Source organism: Pseudomonas sp. Leaf127 (genome assembly GCF_001423155.1).
Classification (GTDB): Bacteria; Pseudomonadota; Gammaproteobacteria; order Pseudomonadales; family Pseudomonadaceae; genus Aquipseudomonas; species Aquipseudomonas ovata.
On the sequence record NZ_LMOA01000005.1, the window covers coordinates 115,107 to 133,341 of the forward strand.

General features: G+C 57.4%; 14 protein-coding genes and 4 tRNA genes. All 18 read right to left on the reverse strand.

Translation table 11 applies throughout. The features are described 5' to 3' along the window. Positions 1-35 precede the first annotated feature (35 nt). The gene (gene fusA, locus ASF84_RS06080; RefSeq protein ID WP_056836286.1) at positions 36-2,141 is read right to left on the reverse strand and encodes an elongation factor G; all 2,106 of its coding nucleotides are present in this window, start codon (positions 2,139-2,141) and stop codon (positions 36-38) included. A gap of 30 nt (positions 2,142-2,171) precedes the next feature. Then, the gene (gene rpsG / locus ASF84_RS06085; RefSeq protein ID WP_010490886.1) at positions 2,172-2,642 is read right to left on the reverse strand and encodes a 30S ribosomal protein S7; all 471 of its coding nucleotides are present in this window, start codon (positions 2,640-2,642) and stop codon (positions 2,172-2,174) included. 125 nt (positions 2,643-2,767) lie between these two features. Then, positions 2,768-3,142 (reverse strand): 30S ribosomal protein S12, encoded by a 375-nt coding sequence (gene rpsL / locus ASF84_RS06090; RefSeq protein WP_056836288.1) that lies wholly within the window; start codon positions 3,140-3,142, stop codon positions 2,768-2,770. 199 nt (positions 3,143-3,341) lie between these two features. Next, complete coding sequence (gene rpoC, locus ASF84_RS06095; protein WP_056836290.1) at positions 3,342-7,541, reverse strand: DNA-directed RNA polymerase subunit beta'; 4,200 nt, start codon at positions 7,539-7,541, stop codon at positions 3,342-3,344. A gap of 63 nt (positions 7,542-7,604) precedes the next feature. Continuing rightward, entirely contained in the window at positions 7,605-11,678 is a 4,074-nt protein-coding gene (gene rpoB, locus ASF84_RS06100) for a DNA-directed RNA polymerase subunit beta (RefSeq protein WP_056836291.1), read from the reverse strand. A 219-nt stretch (positions 11,679-11,897) separates the two neighbouring features. Further along, positions 11,898-12,266, reverse strand: coding sequence for a 50S ribosomal protein L7/L12 (rplL, locus tag ASF84_RS06105; RefSeq protein WP_056836293.1), 369 nt, complete (start codon positions 12,264-12,266; stop codon positions 11,898-11,900). A 78-nt stretch (positions 12,267-12,344) separates the two neighbouring features. Beyond that, positions 12,345-12,845 (reverse strand): 50S ribosomal protein L10, encoded by a 501-nt coding sequence (gene rplJ / locus ASF84_RS06110; protein WP_056836295.1) that lies wholly within the window; start codon positions 12,843-12,845, stop codon positions 12,345-12,347. 196 nt (positions 12,846-13,041) lie between these two features. Continuing rightward, entirely contained in the window at positions 13,042-13,737 is a 696-nt protein-coding gene (gene rplA, locus ASF84_RS06115; protein WP_056836297.1) for a 50S ribosomal protein L1, read from the reverse strand. Continuing rightward, positions 13,737-14,168 (reverse strand): 50S ribosomal protein L11, encoded by a 432-nt coding sequence (rplK, locus tag ASF84_RS06120; protein ID WP_056836299.1) that lies wholly within the window; start codon positions 14,166-14,168, stop codon positions 13,737-13,739. The genes rplA and rplK overlap by 1 nt, the downstream gene beginning before the upstream one ends. A gap of 115 nt (positions 14,169-14,283) precedes the next feature. After that, positions 14,284-14,817, reverse strand: a complete 534-nt coding sequence (gene nusG / locus ASF84_RS06125; protein ID WP_056836301.1) for a transcription termination/antitermination protein NusG — start codon at positions 14,815-14,817, stop codon at positions 14,284-14,286. A 9-nt stretch (positions 14,818-14,826) separates the two neighbouring features. Further along, entirely contained in the window at positions 14,827-15,195 is a 369-nt protein-coding gene (secE, locus tag ASF84_RS06130) for a preprotein translocase subunit SecE (RefSeq protein ID WP_056836304.1), read from the reverse strand. Positions 15,196-15,238: 43 nt separating this feature from the next. Continuing rightward, positions 15,239-15,314: transfer RNA gene (locus tag ASF84_RS06135), tRNA-Trp, on the reverse strand. A 175-nt stretch (positions 15,315-15,489) separates the two neighbouring features. Then, positions 15,490-15,565, reverse strand: a tRNA-Thr gene (locus tag ASF84_RS06140). A gap of 26 nt (positions 15,566-15,591) precedes the next feature. Next, positions 15,592-15,665, reverse strand: a tRNA-Gly gene (locus tag ASF84_RS06145). A gap of 24 nt (positions 15,666-15,689) precedes the next feature. Beyond that, positions 15,690-15,774 (reverse strand) — tRNA-Tyr (locus ASF84_RS06150). Positions 15,775-15,916: 142 nt separating this feature from the next. Further along, entirely contained in the window at positions 15,917-16,342 is a 426-nt protein-coding gene (locus ASF84_RS06155) for a hypothetical protein (RefSeq protein ID WP_056836306.1), read from the reverse strand. A 7-nt stretch (positions 16,343-16,349) separates the two neighbouring features. Beyond that, positions 16,350-17,099 (reverse strand): pantothenate kinase, encoded by a 750-nt coding sequence (locus tag ASF84_RS06160; RefSeq protein ID WP_056836308.1) that lies wholly within the window; start codon positions 17,097-17,099, stop codon positions 16,350-16,352. Beyond that, positions 17,089-18,048, reverse strand: coding sequence for a bifunctional biotin--[acetyl-CoA-carboxylase] ligase/biotin operon repressor BirA (birA, locus tag ASF84_RS06165; RefSeq protein WP_056836325.1), 960 nt, complete (start codon positions 18,046-18,048; stop codon positions 17,089-17,091). Before birA ends, ASF84_RS06160 begins: the two co-directional genes overlap by 11 nt. Positions 18,049-18,235: the final 187 nt, after the last annotated feature.

Consider the following 18,235-nt stretch of genomic DNA (forward strand, 5'->3'; position numbering starts at 1 on the left):
GAACTCCTAGCCTAAAGGGGGATTAACTCAGCTAATCAGCCTTGTTTTTTGGTTACAGTTTCGACGATGTGCGACGGAGCTGTATTGTATTTTTTGAATTCCATAGAGTAGCTTGCGCGACCCTGAGACATGGAACGAACGTCGGTCGCATAACCGAACATTTCGCCCAACGGAACCTCGGCACGAATCACCTTGCCGGACACCGTATCTTCCATACCCAGAATCATGCCGCGACGACGGTTAAGGTCGCCCATGACATCACCCATATAGTCTTCAGGCGTAACAACCTCTACCGCCATGATCGGCTCAAGCAACTCACCACCGCCCTTCTGGGCCAGTTGCTTGGTCGCCATGGAGGCAGCCACCTTAAACGCCATCTCGTTCGAGTCGACGTCGTGGTAAGAACCATCAAACACAGTAGCCTTCAGGCCGATCAGCGGATAGCCGGCAACGACGCCGTTCTTCATCTGCTCTTCAATGCCCTTCTGGATAGCCGGGATGTATTCCTTAGGAACCACGCCACCCACGACCTCGTTCACGAATTGCAGACCTTCCTGACCTTCGTCAGCAGGTGCAAAACGGATCCAGCAGTGACCAAACTGGCCGCGACCACCGGACTGACGAACGAACTTGCCTTCGATTTCACAGTTCTTCGTGATGCGCTCACGATAGGAAACCTGAGGCTTACCGATGTTGGCTTCAACGTTGAACTCGCGGCGCATACGGTCGACCAGGATGTCCAGGTGCAACTCGCCCATGCCGGAGATGATCGTCTGACCAGTCTCTTCATCAGTCTTGACACGGAAAGAAGGGTCTTCCTGAGCAAGCTTGCCCAGTGCGATACCCATTTTTTCCTGGTCATCCTTGGTCTTTGGCTCAACGGCAACCGAAATAACCGGCTCCGGGAAGTCCATGCGAACCAGGATGATTGGCTTGTCAGCGTTGCACAAGGTTTCACCGGTGGTGACGTCCTTCATGCCGATCAGGGCCGCGATGTCGCCAGCGCGCACTTCCTTGATCTCTTCGCGGGCGTTTGCGTGCATTTGCACCATACGACCCACGCGCTCTTTCTTGCCTTTTACCGAGTTGATCACGCCGTCGCCGGAGGCCAACACGCCCGAGTAGACGCGGACGAAGGTCAGGGTACCCACGAATGGGTCGGTAGCGATCTTGAACGCCAAGGCCGAGAACGGCTCGTTGTCGTCTGCATGACGCTCCAGGTCCTTGGTCTCGTCATCCGGGTCAGTACCCTTGATGGCGGGAATGTCGACCGGGGCCGGCAGGTAGTCGATCACGGCGTCGAGAACCAGGGGAACACCCTTGTTCTTGAACGAAGAACCGCAGACAGCCAGAACGATCTCACCAGCGATGGTGCGCTGACGCAGAGCGAGCTTGATTTCTTCGTTGGTGAGCTCTTCACCTTCGAGGTACTTGTTCATCAGCTCTTCGTTGGCTTCGGCAGCAGCCTCGACCATGTTGCTGCGCCACTCTTCAGCCAGTTCCTGCAATTCGGCCGGGATCGGCTCGCGACGTGGGACCATGCCCTTGTCGGAATCGTTCCAGTAGACCGCTTCCATGGACATCAGATCGATCTGACCCTGGAAGTTGTCTTCAGAACCGATAGCCAGCTGGATCGGCACCGGGGTGTGACCCAGGCGCTGCTTGATCTGACCGACTACGCGCAGGAAGTCAGCACCGGCACGGTCCATCTTGTTGACGTAGACAAGACGTGGAACACCGTACTTGTTGGCCTGACGCCATACGGTTTCGGACTGAGGCTCGACACCCGAAGTACCACAGAACACAACGACCGCGCCGTCGAGAACACGCAGGGAACGCTCAACTTCAATGGTGAAGTCTACGTGGCCCGGGGTGTCAATGACGTTGAAGCGGTATTGGTCCTTGTGCTGCTTCTCGGAACCCTGCCAGAAGGCGGTAATAGCAGCAGAAGTAATGGTAATACCACGCTCCTGCTCCTGCACCATCCAGTCTGTGGTCGCGGCGCCGTCATGCACCTCGCCCATTTTGTGGCTTTTGCCGGTGTAAAAAAGGACGCGCTCGGTGGTGGTGGTTTTACCAGCATCCACGTGAGCGACGATACCAATGTTACGGTAGCGGTTGATCGGTGTAGTACGAGCCATAAAGCCCTCGCAAAAATATTGATGCGGCGATTAGAAGCGGTAGTGCGAGAAAGCCTTGTTGGCTTCGGCCATACGGTGAACGTCTTCACGCTTCTTCACTGCAGCACCCTTGCCTTCGGCAGCGTCCAGCAGTTCGCCAGCCAGGCGCAGAGCCATAGACTTCTCGCCACGCTTACGGGCGAAGTCTACCAGCCAGCGCATTGCCAGCGCGTTACGGCGAGACGGACGAACTTCGACAGGAACCTGGTAGGTCGCACCGCCAACACGGCGCGACTTCACTTCGACCAGCGGAGCGATGGCGTCGAGAGCTTTCTCGAAGATTTCCAGGGGGTCGCTGTTCTTGCGCTCTTTAACCTTGTCCAGGGCGCCATAAACGATACGCTCGGCAACGGCTTTCTTGCCGCTTTCCATCACGTGGTTCATGAACTTGGCCAGGATCTGGCTTCCGTATTTTGGATCGTCAAGCACTTCGCGCTTGGCTGCTACGCGTCTTCTCGGCATGGATAAGCCCTCAAACGGTCTTCAGGTTAGCTCGGAACAGGCATTGGTTGATGAATGCGTCCGACCTTACTCTTATCGACTCAAAAAAATGAAATTCTGCAAAATCAATCAAAAACCCGAAGCACTTAGGCCTTAGGCTTTTTGGTACCGTATTTCGAACGGCCTTGGTTACGACCTTTGACGCCGGAAGTATCCAGGGAACCGCGAACGGTGTGGTAACGAACACCTGGCAAGTCTTTTACACGACCGCCACGGATCAGGACCACGCTGTGCTCTTGCAGGTTGTGACCTTCACCACCGATGTACGAGGAAACCTCGAAACCGTTGGTCAGGCGCACACGGCAGACTTTACGCAGTGCCGAGTTAGGTTTTTTCGGCGTAGTGGTGTACACGCGAGTGCACACGCCACGACGTTGCGGGCAGTTCTGCAGCGCAGGAACGTCGGATTTCTCGACGATACGCTTGCGCGGCTGACGTACCAGCTGGTTGATAGTTGCCATCTACTAGCTCCACTGTTGTCTTGCGACGCTATTGTCGACAAGAAAGCAAATGGCAGAGCTTCAAGCCCTGCCAAATTTAGGGGTACAAGAGTCTAAAGAGGATCGAGCCCCCAGTCAAGGCAAAGCCCCGACCTCTTCCTGCAATTCCCGACGACCATCAAGCGGTCGGAAATCACAGGAAACGATCGGGGCCTTATCTTCAGTTACCGCTGGAGTTCAACGCTTCGGTCAGGGCGGCTTCGACTTCGCTCGCGCTTACACGCTGAGGTTTGTCCATTTCACGACGACGCTTGCGCTCGCTGTGATAAGCCAGACCGGTACCGGCCGGGATCAGACGACCCACGACAACGTTTTCCTTCAGGCCGCGCAGGTAGTCGCGCTTGCCGGTGACGGCCGCTTCGGTCAGTACGCGGGTGGTCTCCTGGAAGGAGGCCGCGGAAATGAACGACTCGGTCGACAGCGACGCCTTGGTAATACCCAGCAATACACGGGCGTACTTGGCGACGAATTTATCTTCGCTCGACAGGCGCTCGTTCTCGACCAGTACGTGCGTGAGCTCGACCTGGTCGCCTTTGATGAAGCTGGAATCGCCGACTTCGCTCAGCTCAACCTTACGCAGCATCTGACGCAGAATCGTCTCGATGTGCTTGTCGTTGATCTTCACGCCCTGCAGACGGTAAACGTCCTGGATCTCGTTGACGATGTACTTGGCCAGCGCGCTCACACCCAGCAGACGCAGGATATCGTGCGGATCGCTCGGGCCGTCGGAGATGACTTCGCCGCGGTTGACCTGTTCGCCTTCGAACACGTTCAGGTGGCGCCACTTCGGAATCAGCTCTTCGTACGGCTCGCTGCCATCGACAGGGGTAATGACCAGACGGCGCTTGCCTTTGGTTTCCTTGCCGAACGCAATGGTACCGCTGACCTCAGCCAGGATCGACGCTTCTTTCGGGCGACGGGCTTCGAACAGGTCGGCAACACGCGGCAGACCACCGGTGATGTCACGGGTCTTCGACGTCTCTTGCGGGATACGCGCGATAACGTCACCGATCGCGATCTGGGCACCGTCAGCGACGTTGACCAGGGCGTTCGCCGGCAGGAAGTACTGGGCCGGTACGTCAGTACCTGGCAGCAGCAGATCCTTGCCATCGAGGCCGACCATCTTGACCGCAGGACGGATGTCCTTGCCGGCTGCCGGACGGTCCTTGGCATCGAGTACTTCGATGTTGGTCATACCCGTCAATTCGTCGGTCTGACGCTTGATGGTGATGCCTTCTTCCATGCCCACGTAGGTCACGGTACCTTTCATTTCGGTAACGATCGGGTGGGTGTGCGGGTCCCACTTGGCCACGATGGAGCCAGCGTCGACCTTGTCGCCTTCCTTCACGGAAATCACGGCACCGTATGGCAGCTTATAGCGCTCGCGCTCACGACCGAAGTCGTCAGCGATGGCCAGCTCACCGGAACGGGAAACCGCAACCAGGTGACCATCCACACGCTCTACGTGCTTGAGGTTGTGCAGACGAACGGTACCGCCATTCTTGACCTGAACGCTGTCGGCAGCGGAAGTACGGCTGGCCGCACCACCGATGTGGAACGTACGCATGGTCAGCTGGGTACCCGGCTCACCGATGGACTGGGCAGCGATAACGCCGACCGCTTCACCGATGTTCACCTGGTGACCGCGAGCCAGGTCGCGACCGTAGCAGCTCGAGCAGATACCGAAACGGGTTTCACAGCTGATCGGCGAGCGAACGATCACTTCGTCGATGCTGTTGAGTTCGATGAACTCGACCCACTTCTCGTCGACCAGCGTACCGGCCGGAACGATGACTTCTTCAGTGCCAGGCTTGAACACGTCACGGGCAATGACACGACCCAGTACACGCTCACCCAACGGCTCGACCACGTCGCCGCCTTCAATGTGCGGGGTCATCAGCAGGCCGTGTTCGGTACCGCAATCGACTTCGGTCACGACCAGGTCTTGTGCCACGTCGACCAGACGACGGGTCAGGTAACCGGAGTTCGCCGTTTTCAGGGCGGTATCCGCAAGACCCTTACGAGCACCGTGCGTCGAGATGAAGTACTGCAGTACGCTCAGACCTTCGCGGAAGTTCGCGGTGATCGGCGTCTCGATGATCGAGCCGTCCGGCTTGGCCATCAGACCACGCATACCGGCCAGCTGACGAATCTGGGCCGCGGAACCCCGGGCGCCGGAGTCGGCCATCATGTACATCGAGTTGAACGATTCCTGGTCCACTTCAACGCCGTGACGGTCGATGACCTTCTCTTTCGAGAGGTTCGACATCATGGCCTTGGAGACCTCGTCGTTGGCCTTGGACCAGAGGTCGATCACCTTGTTGTACTTCTCGCCCTGGGTCACCAGACCCGAAGCGTACTGGCTTTCGATCTCTTTCACTTCATCGGTGGCGGCATCGATGATGCGCGCCTTTTCATCAGGGATAACGAAGTCGTTAACACCGATGGAAACACCCGAAATGGTCGAGTAGGCGAAACCGGTGTACATCAGCTGGTCAGCGAAGATCACGGTCTCTTTCAAACCAACCACGCGGTAGCACTGGTTGATCAGCTTGGAGATCGCCTTCTTCTTCATCGGCTGGTTGACGACGTCATAGGACAGGCCTGGCGGCACGACCTGGAACAGCAGCGCACGGCCGACGGTGGTGTCGACGATACGGGTGTTCTTGACGCTGCCACCATCACGATCGTTCACGGTTTCGTTGATACGAACCTTGACCTTGGCGTGCAGCGCAGCTTCGCCGGCGCGGAATACACGGTCGACTTCCTGCAGGTCGGCAAACACACGGCCTTCGCCCTTGACGTTGATCGCCTCACGGGTCATGTAGTACAGACCCAGTACAACGTCCTGGGAAGGAACGATGATCGGCTCACCGCTCGCAGGCGACAGGATGTTGTTGGTCGACATCATCAGCGCACGCGCTTCGAGCTGGGCTTCCAGCGTCAGCGGTACGTGAACGGCCATCTGGTCGCCGTCGAAGTCGGCGTTGTACGCCGCACAGACCAGCGGGTGCAGCTGGATCGCCTTGCCTTCGATGAGAACCGGCTCGAACGCCTGGATACCCAGACGGTGAAGCGTCGGCGCACGGTTGAGCAGTACGGGGTGTTCGCGAATCACTTCGGCGAGAACGTCCCACACTTCCGGCAGCTCGCGCTCGACCATCTTCTTGGCAGCCTTGATCGTCGTGGCCAGGCCACGCATTTCCAGCTTGCCGAAGATGAACGGCTTGAACAGCTCCAGGGCCATCTTCTTGGGAAGACCGCACTGGTGCAGGCGCAGGGTCGGGCCTACGGTAATAACCGAACGACCCGAGTAGTCAACGCGCTTGCCGAGCAGGTTCTGACGGAAACGACCCTGCTTACCCTTGATCATGTCAGCCAGGGATTTCAGAGGACGCTTGTTGGAACCGGTGATGGCGCGACCGCGACGACCGTTATCGAGCAGCGCATCGACAGCTTCCTGCAGCATGCGCTTTTCGTTGCGCACGATGATGTCAGGGGCCGACAGATCCAGCAGGCGCTTCAGACGGTTGTTACGGTTGATGACGCGACGGTACAGATCGTTCAGATCGGAGGTCGCGAAACGGCCACCGTCGAGCGGGACCAGTGGACGCAGGTCTGGCGGCAGAACCGGCAGAACGGTCAACACCATCCACTCAGGCAGGTTGCCGGAGCCCTGGAAGGCTTCCATCAACTTCAGGCGCTTGGACAGCTTCTTGATCTTGGTTTCGGAGTTGGTTTGCGGAATTTCTTCGCGCAGGCGGCCAATCTCGTGTTCCAGGTCAATGGCGTGCAGCAGCTCGCGAACAGCTTCGGCACCCATGCGGGCGTCGAAGTCGTCACCGAACTCTTCGAGGGCTTCGAAGTACTGCTCGTCGTTCAGCAGCTGGCCTTTTTCCAGGGTGGTCATGCCCGGGTCGATAACGACGTAGCTCTCGAAGTAGAGAACGCGCTCGATATCACGCAGGGTCATGTCCATCAGCAAACCGATACGGGACGGCAGCGATTTCAGGAACCAGATGTGGGCAACCGGCGAAGCCAGCTCGATGTGCGCCATGCGCTCACGACGAACCTTGGCCAGGGCGACTTCAACGCCGCACTTCTCGCAGATCACACCACGGTGCTTCAGGCGCTTGTACTTGCCGCACAGGCACTCGTAATCCTTGACCGGGCCAAAGATCTTGGCGCAGAACAAGCCGTCACGCTCAGGCTTGAACGTACGGTAGTTGATGGTTTCCGGCTTTTTAACTTCGCCGAACGACCATGAGCGGATCATCTCGGGCGAGGCCAATCCGATACGGATGGCGTCGAACTCTTCGACTTGACCCTGGTTTTTCAGCAAATTCAGTAGGTCTTTCAAGGCCTTTCCTCCTGGCGGAGCAAGGAGCAGGCATTACCGCCCTGCCCCCATTCGCGTCACGTGTTATTCGGTTTCCAGATCGATATCGATACCGAGGGAACGAATCTCTTTGATCAACACGTTGAAAGACTCGGGCATGCCCGGCTCCATACGGTGATCGCCGTCCACGATGTTCTTGTACATCTTGGTCCGACCGTTCACATCGTCCGACTTGACTGTGAGCATTTCTTGCAGAGTGTACGCAGCGCCGTATGCTTCCAGCGCCCACACTTCCATCTCCCCGAAACGCTGACCACCGAACTGCGCCTTACCACCCAGCGGCTGCTGGGTAACCAGGCTGTAGGAACCAGTGGAACGCGCGTGCATCTTGTCGTCCACCAAGTGGTTCAGCTTCAGCATGTACATGTAGCCAACGGTCACATGGCGCTCGAACTTGTTGCCGGTGCGACCATCGAACAGTTGCATCTGGCCGCTTTCCGGCATGTCTGCCAGTTTGAGCATGGCCTTGATTTCGCTTTCCTTGGCACCGTCGAACACCGGGGTGGCCATTGGAACGCCGTTGCGCAGGTTCTTCGCCAGATCCAGGATTTCCTGGTCGGTGAATTCGTCCAGGCTTTCCTGACGACCGCCGATCTCGTTGTAGATCTCGGTCAGGAACTTGCGCAGCTCGATGACCTTGCGCTGCTCTTCGAGCATGCGGTTGATCTTCTCGCCCAGGCCCTTGGCCGCGAGGCCCAGGTGGGTTTCAAGGATCTGGCCGACGTTCATACGCGAAGGTACGCCCAACGGGTTCAGAACGATGTCGACCGGCGTACCGTTGGCATCGTGCGGCATGTCTTCGACCGGCATGATCACCGAGACGACACCCTTGTTACCGTGACGACCAGCCATCTTGTCGCCTGGCTGGATGCGACGACGGATGGCCAGGTAGACCTTGACGATCTTCAGCACGCCTGGAGCCAGGTCATCACCTTGCTGCAGCTTGCGCTTCTTGTCTTCGAACTTGTCATCGAGCAGACGGCGACGATCAACGATGTAGGCCTGGGCCTTTTCCAGCTGCTCGTTCAGCGCGTCTTCGGTCATGCGCAGTTTGAACCACTGACCATGCTCCAGACCGTTGAGGATCTCGTCGGTGATGTCCTGGCCTTTGCGCAGACCGGCACCGCCTTCGACAGTACGACCGACCAGCGCGGAACGCAGACGCTCGAAGGTTGCACCTTCGACGATGCGGAACTCTTCGTTGAGGTCCTTGCGGATCTCGTCGAGCTGGGACTTCTCGATCGACAGGGCGCGCGCGTCACGCTCGACACCATCACGGGTGAAGACCTGTACGTCGATGACCGTACCCTTGGTGCCGGTTGGCACACGCAGGGAGGTGTCTTTAACGTCGCTGGCCTTCTCGCCGAAGATCGCACGCAGCAGTTTTTCTTCCGGTGTCAGCTGGGTCTCGCCTTTCGGAGTGACCTTGCCGACCAGGATGTCGCCGGCGCCGACTTCGGCACCTACGTAAACGATACCGGCTTCGTCCAGCTTGTTCAGTGCCGCTTCACCCACGTTCGGGATGTCGGCAGTGATTTCCTCTGGCCCAAGCTTGGTGTCACGCGCCACACAGGTCAGTTCCTGAATGTGGATCGTGGTGAAGCGGTCTTCCTGGACCACACGCTCGGACAGGCAGATGGAGTCTTCGAAGTTGAAGCCGTTCCACGCCATGAACGCGATGCGCATGTTCTGGCCCAGAGCCAGTTCACCCATGTCGGTGGACGGACCATCGGCCATGATGTCGTGACGCTTGACCACGTCGCCGCGGCTGACCAGCGGACGCTGGTTGATGCAGGTGTTCTGGTTCGAACGGGTGTATTTGGTCAGGTTGTAGATATCTACACCTGCCTCACCGGTTTCGACTTCGTCATCGGCAACGCGTACCACGATACGGCTGGCATCGACGGAGTCGATCACACCGCCACGGCGTGCCACGACGCAAACGCCGGAGTCGCGTGCCACGTTGCGCTCCATGCCGGTACCGACCAGCGGCTTGTCGGCGCGCAGTGTCGGAACAGCCTGACGCTGCATGTTCGACCCCATCAACGCACGGTTGGCGTCGTCGTGCTCGAGGAACGGAATCAGCGAGGCCGCCACCGAGACAACCTGCTTGGGCGATACGTCCATCAGGGTGACGTCGGCAGGTGCCTTGACGGTGAATTCGTTCAAGTGACGAACAGCCACCAGCTCGTCGATCAGGATCTTCTCGTCGTTCATTGCGGCAGAGGCCTGCGCAATGACGTGGTCAGCCTCTTCGATCGCCGACAGGAAGACGATCTCGTCGGTCACCAGCGCGTCCTTGACCACACGGTACGGGCTTTCCAGGAAGCCGTACTGGTTGGTGCGGGCGTAAGCGGCCAGCGAGTTGATCAGACCGATGTTCGGACCTTCAGGGGTCTCGATCGGGCAGACACGACCGTAGTGGGTCGGGTGCACGTCACGCACTTCGAAGCCGGCGCGCTCACGGGTCAGACCGCCAGGGCCGAGAGCCGAAACGCGACGCTTGTGCGTGATCTCGGACAGCGGGTTGTTCTGGTCCATGAACTGGGAAAGCTGGCTGGAGCCGAAGAACTCTTTCACCGCCGCCGCAACCGGCTTGGCGTTGATCAGGTCCTGTGGCATCAGGCCTTCGCTTTCGGCCATCGACAGACGTTCCTTGACCGCACGCTCGACACGCACCAGGCCTACACGGAACTGGTTCTCGGCCATCTCGCCAACGCAACGAACGCGACGGTTACCCAGGTGGTCGATGTCGTCGACGATGCCTTTGCCGTTACGGATATCGACCAGCGTCTTGAGGACGGCAACGATATCTTCCTTGCACAGCACGCCCGAACCTTCGATTTCGGTACGACCGATACGACGGTTGAACTTCATGCGGCCCACGGCCGACAGGTCGTAGCGCTCGGCACTGAAGAACAGGTTGTTGAACAGCGTCTCGGCGGCATCCTTGGTTGGCGGCTCGCCAGGACGCATCATGCGATAGATCTCGACCAGCGCTTCGAGCTGGTTGCTCGTGGAGTCGATCTTCAATGTGTCGGAGACGAACGGACCGCAATCGATGTCGTTGGTGTACAACGTTTCGATGCGCACAACCTGGGCCTTGGCGATTTTCACCAGCAGGTCGGTGGTCAGCTCGGTGTTGCACTCGGCGATGATTTCGCCGGTAGCCGGATGCACGATGACCTTGGCGGTGGTGCGTCCCAGGACGTAGTCCAGAGGCACTTCCAGCTCTTTGATACCGGCTTTTTCCAGCTGGTTGATGTGACGGGCAGTGATACGGCGACCCTGCTCGACAATCACCTTGCCGTTTTCGTCCAGGATGTCCAGGGCGGCGACTTCACCGCGCAGGCGCTGAGGCACCAGCTCGAGGCTCAGGCCCTGGTCACGGACGTGGAAAACGTTGGTGGTGTAGAACGTATCGAGAACCTGCTCGGTGGTATAACCGAGCGCGCGCAGCAATACGGACGCCGGCAACTTGCGACGACGGTCGATACGGACGAATACGCAGTCCTTTGGATCGAACTCGAAGTCCAGCCAGGAGCCACGGTACGGAATGATGCGCGCGGAGTAGAGCAGCTTGCCGGAGCTGTGAGTCTTGCCACGGTCGTGGTCGAAGAACACACCAGGCGAACGGTGCAGCTGGGACACGATGACGCGCTCAGTACCGTTGATGACGAAGGTACCGTTTTCAGTCATCAGGGGAATTTCACCCATGTAGACTTCTTGCTCTTTGATGTCCTTGATCGCTTTGTTCGACGATTCTTTGTCGAAAATGATCAGACGGACCTTGACCCGCAGAGGTACAGCGTAAGTCACACCACGCAACACGCACTCTTTGACATCAAATGCCGGTTCGCCCAAGCGATAACCTACATACTCCAGCGCAGCATTGCCGGAGTAGCTGATGATCGGGAAAACGGATTTGAAGGCTGCGTGAAGACCGACGTCGCGGAACTGATCTTTGGTCGCTCCTGCTTGCAGGAATTCACGATAAGAATCCAGCTGGATGGCCAGGAGATACGGCACATCCATTACGTCCGGCAACTTGCTAAAGTCCTTGCGGATACGTTTTTTCTCAGTGTATGAGTAAGCCATCAGCGTTCCCCAGCTTGGTCACCTGCTTGTTTGGCTCCCTCCGACGGAAGCAGCCAGAAAATCGTGCAAACCCCTTGGTCTGCGCCACCCTTTTGGTGGTACCTGCACGCTATAGCGATGGCCTGGCCAGTCGTCTATAACGGAAAAAAGGCCGGTGGCAAGAGCCACCAGCCATCAGCCGTCTGCTTAACGCTTGGGCTGGACGTTCAAGGTCGATGCTTATTTCAGCTCGACTTTGGCGCCTGCTTCTTCCAGAGCAGCTTTGGCTTTGTCAGCTGCGTCTTTGGCAACAGCTTCCAGCACCATGGCTGGAGCGCCGTCAACGACGGCCTTGGCTTCTTTCAGGCCCAGACCGGTCAGTTCACGTACTGCCTTGATGACGTTAACTTTCTTCTCGCCAGCTTCCAGCAGCATGACGTTGAATTCGGTTTGCTCTTCAACAACGGCAGCAGCGGCAGCCGGGCCAGCAGCGGAAGCGGCAGCAGCGGTAACGCCGAACTTCTCTTCGAACGCCTTGATCAGTTCAACAACCTGCAGAACCGACATTTCAGCAACGGCGTTAAGGATATCTTCTTGAGAGATGGACATGACTCAATTTCCTGAATTGGGGGACGGCCTACGCGACCATCAAAATAAACACAAATACGCGAAAAGAATTGCTCAGCCTCAGGCTGCGGCAGCTTCTTTCTGGTCGCGAACAGCCGCCAGAGTACGAGCCAGCTTGCTGGTAGCGCCTTGGATCACGCTCATCAGCTGCGAAATGGCTTCGTCGCGGGTCGGCAAGGTTGCCAGTACATCGATCTGATTAGCTGCGAGGAACTTGCCCTCGAACGCAGCTGCCTTGATCTCGAACTTGTCCTGACCTTTGGCGAACTCTTTGAACAGGCGGGCAGCAGCGCCCGGATGTTCGTTGGAGAACGCGATCAAGGTCGGGCCGGTGAACGCATCGCTGAGGACACTGTAGTCAGTGTCAGCAACAGCGCGCTTGAGCAGGGTGTTACGTACGACACGCACGTATACGCCAGCTTCACGAGCCTCTTTACGGAGTCCGGTCATCGCGCCTACTGTTACACCACGGGCATCAGCCACGACAGCGGACAGAGCGACTTTGGCAGCCTCGTTGACTTCAGCGACGATGGCCTTCTTGTCTTCGAGTTTAATTGCCACGGGTTTAACTCCTGCTTGTTACCGTTTCATCCAACCGAGGCCGGATGTCGTTTTGGTGTCTGATTCGGTAAGGAACCGGGAGCACCATCTGCGTAGGCTTGAGGTTTAAGGCTTGCGCCGCCTACGGTCTTGGACAGCCCCCGCCAGGCAGGGACCCCAATATGTCGATGGCACGGCATGCCGCGCCATCTTTGTCTTACGCGTCGAGCGAGCTCTGATCAATGACCAGACCTGGGCCCATAGTGGTGCTCAGGGTAATGCGCTTGACGTAGATACCTTTCGAGGAAGCAGGCTTGATGCGCTTGAGGTCAGCGATCAGGGCTTCAACGTTTTCCTTCAGCTTGACAGCGTCGAAACCGACCTTGCCAACGGAAGTGTGGATGATGCCGTTCTTGTCGGTGCGGTAGCGAACCTGACCGGCCTTGGCGTTACGCACAGCGTTGGCAACGTCAGGGCTGACAGTGCCGACCTTCGGGTTAGGCATCAGGCCACGAGGACCGAGGATCTGACCCAGCTGACCTACAACGCGCATGGCATCCGGGGATGCGATGACCACGTCGTAGTTCAGGTCGCCGGCTTTCATTTCGGCAGCCAGGTCGTCCATGCCAACGCGATCGGCGCCGGCAGCCAGAGCGGCTTCAGCAGCCGGGCCCTGGGTGAACACGGCAACGCGAACGGTCTTGCCAGTGCCATGCGGCAGCACGGTAGCGCTACGTACGACCTGGTCGGACTTACGAGGATCGACGCCCAGGTTAACGGCAACGTCGAAAGACTCGTTGAATTTTACAGTCGACAGCTCGACCAGCAGGCCGGCAGCATCAACGAAATTGTAGACTTTGCCAGCTTCGAGCTTGCTGGCGATTGCCTTTTGACGCTTGGTCAACTTAGCCATTACACACCCTCCACGTTAAGGCCCATGCTACGAGCAGAACCGGCGATGGTACGCACGGCTGCATCGAGGTCAGCTGCAGTCAGATCGGCACTTTTGGTCTTGGCGATCTCTTCGAGCTGAGCACGGGTAACGGTGCCGACCTTGACGGTGTTCGGACGAGCCGAACCGCTGGTCAGGCCTGCAGCTTTCTTCAGCAGAACCGAAGCAGGGGTGCTTTTGGTTTCGAAAGTGAAGCTACGGTCGCTATAGACAGTGATGATCACTGGCGTCGGCAGGCCTGGCTCAAGACCCTGGGTACGGGCGTTGAAGGCTTTGCAGAATTCCATGATGTTCACGCCGTGCTGACCCAGAGCCGGACCAACAGGTGGGCTTGGGTTAGCCTGAGCGGCTTTCACTTGCAGCTTGATGTATGCAGTTATCTTCTTGGCCATGAGGCACTCCAGTTACGGGTACAAGCGCCAGTGAAGGCTCCCCGGTGTGTTACGTATATCCTAGTGACGAAAAAACCCCACAGCCTTGGGCTGCGGGGTATAGGACGCGGTTTGATCAGACCTTTTCGACCTGACTAAACTCAAGCTCTACAGGCGTAGAGCGACCGAAAATGAGCACAGCCACTTGAATACGGCTCTTTTCGTAGTTAACTTCTTCGACAGTGCCGTTGAAGTCAGCGAACGGACCGTCCGTAACACGAACGACCTCGCCCGGTTCAAACAGGGTCTTGGGCTTCGGCTTGTCGCTACCATCAGCAACACGACGCAGGATGGCTTCCGCTTCCTTGTCGGTAATGGGGGCAGGCTTGTCAGCCGTACCGCCAATGAAACCCATGACACGAGGGGTATCCTTGACCAAGTGCCAGGTACCTTCGTTCATTTCCATCTGGACCAGCACATAGCCAGGGAAGAATTTACGCTCACTCTTGCGCTTCTGGCCATTGCGCATCTCGACCACTTCTTCAGTGGGGACCAGAATTTCGCCGAAGCCTTCTTCCATGCCTGCCAGCTTCACACGCTCGACCAACGAGCGCATGACATGCTTCTCGTAACCCGAGTAAGCATGCACTACGTACCAACGCTTAGCCACGGGACACCCTTAGCCAACTATCAAGGAAACAAGCCAACCGAGCAGGGAATCGAGCCCCCACAACAGCAGCGCCATAACCAGAACCACCGCCACAACAATGAGTGTGGTCTGGCCGGTTTCCTGGCGCGTAGGCCATACGACTTTACGGATCTCTGTACGAGCTTCTTTCGCGAGCGTAAAGAAAGCCTTGCCCTTGCCCGTCTGCAATGCGACAAACGCAGCAGCAGCAGCAATAACCAGGAGAACGAGAACGCGATACAGGATAGGCTGCGCCGAGTAATACTGATTACCGACGACACCCACGACCACCAGAAGGACTACCAGGAGCCACTTCAGCAAGTCAAAGCGAGAGTCTGATGCTTCAGCCTTGGGATTCATCTACGGAGACCCTGTGAAAAGAAAGCCAGATATCGAAGGAATCTGGCAGGTCAGGAGGGAATCGAACCCCCAACCTACGGTTTTGGAGACCGTCGCTCTGCCAATTGAGCTACTGACCTAAAAGCAAAATCAGGCCGACCATTATGCTGACCCGACGAGATTTTTACAACACCTTATTCGCAGCAATGATGCGCAAACCTCACGCACACCCCGAATCAAGGCTTAAGCAACGACTCACAGGGGAGATCGATCGCTTAAAACAAAGGCAGATATTTGCATATCTGCCTCTGATATTGGAGCTCTTGAGCGGATTTGAACCGCTGACCTCACCCTTACCAAGGGTGTGCTCTACCAACTGAGCTACAAGAGCGAAACACGTTGCATTCATTGCAATTCTGGAGCGGGTGGCGGGAATCGAACCCGCATCATCAGCTTGGAAGGCTGAGGTTCTACCACTAAACTACACCCGCGGAACTTGCAATTTCAGCTAAATCTGGTGGAGGGAGAAGGATTCGAACCTTCGAAGTCGTAGACGTCAGATTTACAGTCTGATCCCTTTGGCCGCTCGGGAACCCCTCCTTATGTGGTCAGCATTTTCAACTCTTGCCAACCTCTTGTCAACCATTTTCTCAATAAAATCTTGAGGTTACATGCATTGACCAGTTTTGCTTCACATTTCAGACTTGCGTCTCACTGTGGAGCGGGCGCCATTCTATGCAAACTACTCAGCGCCTGCAACCCCCTCGCACGACATTATTCTGTTTTTTAACTGCGGAAAGTCCTGGGTCAGTTGTGCCAGCAACCCCTCGCCGACCAGACGACGACTCTCCGGGGCCACACCCAACCAGTAAACGGTGCCGGCAGCCGATTGACGCGCATGAAAGCGCGAATGGATATCCAGGCTGTTCAAGCGTTGCTCGACCGCCCGGGCGTCCTCTACCCGCACAAGGCCGCCAAGGTACAGGCACTCGGCCCGCTCCTCTCGACCCGCCATCGCCTCCGACTCACTGAGCAGACGAATATCCTGCTGAGCAGGACGCGCCAATGACAGCGGCAAGATCTCCTTGGCCCGCAACGGAGCCTCTTGCTGATGCCACACGAAATAAAACACATTGAGCATCAACAGCAAAAGAAATAACCAACGCATACATACCTCAACGCAGGGGACAGGCCAACGCCAGACCGATAAACACCAGATCAGGCACGACCCGAGCCCCGGGAATGACGCCCTCGACCAGGGCAGCATCACCACCAGTCACAAACACGACAAAATCATCATCCCAGCGCTCTTTGGCAATCTCCAGCTGGGCCTGGACAAATCCGCGCAACATCAATGAACAGCCGCGCTCGACAGCCTCTGCAGTCGCGCGGCCAGGCTCGAAGCTGGTCAGTGCCCGAACCGCTGCATCAGCGTCATAGCGTATACGTCGCGTGTGGGTACGTAGCTGATTGCGCATGAGGGGCATACCAGGGCATATAAAGCCGCCCAGGTGCTCACCTCCGGCGTTGACGAAATCCGATGTCACCGCAGTGCCCAGATCGATGATCAGGCACGCCTTGCCCGCCAGGTGATAGCCCGCGACCAAAGCCAACCAGCGGTCAAGCCCGAGACGCTCATGGTCTTCGTAGCCATTTGTCACGCCGGCCAACTGGTGGGCCGGCACTGCGCACACAGGGGACAATGAAAAAGCCTTTCGCAGGCCGGCAATGAGCTTTTCAGTCTCTTCAGCAGTACGCACACTGACCAGGCGACAGTGATTCAACTCCAGCGCAGGCAGGCCAGCCAATTGTTCCAGCAATGCCTCATCCGACCCTACTACACCGCCCGCCCTGATCGAGTCTTCGCCTTTCTCTGTTACACGCCACTTGATGAAGCTATTGCCACAGTCGAGTTCAAGTATCATCACGCAACCTCAGGCTGAGCTCGCCACCACTAAAGCTTTTTTCCACGCCGTCGACCTCCAGGCGTAAGGCGCCAAGCGCATCAATTCCCAGGACCCGGCCCTGCACGCTGTCCGAACCACTCAACAGCGACACCTCACGCCCCTGCCACAAATGGTTTCGCTCCCAGGCTGACTGAAAGACTGAAAAGCCTTGTTGCTGGTGACGAAGCAAATAGGCTTCCAGTGTCCGCGCAAGTCTTGCCGCCATTTCATTGCGGTCACAGATCCGTCCCGTTTCCAGGCGCAGGGATGTCCAGGACTGATCAACTTCAGCGGCCACCTGCATATTGATATTGATCCCGATACCAATGACAACATGACAGACATCTGCCGGGTCGCCCATCAACTCAAGCAGGATGCCTGCAAGCTTGCGACGCCCTACAAGGACGTCATTGGGCCACTTGAGCCCCGCCCCCTTGATGCCCATCTCATGAAGAACATCGACGACAGCAAGGCCCACAAGCAAGCTCAGGCCCTCAAGTTGACGCATGCCGCCGTCGATACGCAGCAACAGACTGAAATACAGATTCTCACCGAAAGGGCTGACCCATTTTCTGCCACGTCGGCCTCTCCCTACTGTCTGGCGTTCGGCCACGACCAGAGCAGGAAGCGCAGTATCAGTCGAGATCAATCGCGCCGCTTCGGCATTGGTGGAGTCGACGCTTTCCAGCACGGTCACAGACCAGCCTGGCGGAAGTCCGCTGCCAATGATCGATTGGCGATCATGAAGGGAGACAGGGCTTGCAAGCCTGTAGCCGCGACCACGCACTTTGTGCACCTCAAGCCCCAGTTCAGATTCCAGTTGCTGGAGTTGCTTCCAGACAGCACTGCGACTGACACCCAGCACATCACCCAGGACCTGTCCGGAGTGGAAGCCACCATCAGCGAGAAGTCTTAGCAGCGTCAGCATGAACGTATCACCAGGCAAAGAGGCACGCATGATAGCCATGCGAACCCAGAGTGCATAGAAAACGAAAGGGTTTTTATTTCGCGCAAAGCAAAACCCCCGATCGCAGAGCGATCAGGGGTTCTGGGTTTGAATCTTGACGATGACCTACTCTCACATGGAGAAGCTCCACACTACCATCGGCGATGCA

Coding starts and splice junctions, on each gene's coding strand:
- ASF84_RS06160 (WP_056836308.1), bottom strand. CDS start 17,099: ATGATACTTGAACTCGACTGTGGCAATAGCTTCATCAAGTGGCGTGTA.
- rpoB (WP_056836291.1), bottom strand. CDS start 11,678: ATGGCTTACTCATACACTGAGAAAAAACGTATCCGCAAGGACTTTAGC.
- rplL (WP_056836293.1), bottom strand. CDS start 12,266: ATGTCCATCTCTCAAGAAGATATCCTTAACGCCGTTGCTGAAATGTCG.
- fusA (WP_056836286.1), bottom strand. CDS start 2,141: ATGGCTCGTACTACACCGATCAACCGCTACCGTAACATTGGTATCGTC.
- ASF84_RS06155 (WP_056836306.1), bottom strand. CDS start 16,342: ATGCGTTGGTTATTTCTTTTGCTGTTGATGCTCAATGTGTTTTATTTC.
- secE (WP_056836304.1), bottom strand. CDS start 15,195: ATGAATCCCAAGGCTGAAGCATCAGACTCTCGCTTTGACTTGCTGAAG.
- rpsG (WP_010490886.1), bottom strand. CDS start 2,642: ATGCCGAGAAGACGCGTAGCAGCCAAGCGCGAAGTGCTTGACGATCCA.
- rplA (WP_056836297.1), bottom strand. CDS start 13,737: ATGGCTAAGTTGACCAAGCGTCAAAAGGCAATCGCCAGCAAGCTCGAA.
- rplK (WP_056836299.1), bottom strand. CDS start 14,168: ATGGCCAAGAAGATAACTGCATACATCAAGCTGCAAGTGAAAGCCGCT.
- rpsL (WP_056836288.1), bottom strand. CDS start 3,142: ATGGCAACTATCAACCAGCTGGTACGTCAGCCGCGCAAGCGTATCGTC.
- birA (WP_056836325.1), bottom strand. CDS start 18,048: ATGCTGACGCTGCTAAGACTTCTCGCTGATGGTGGCTTCCACTCCGGA.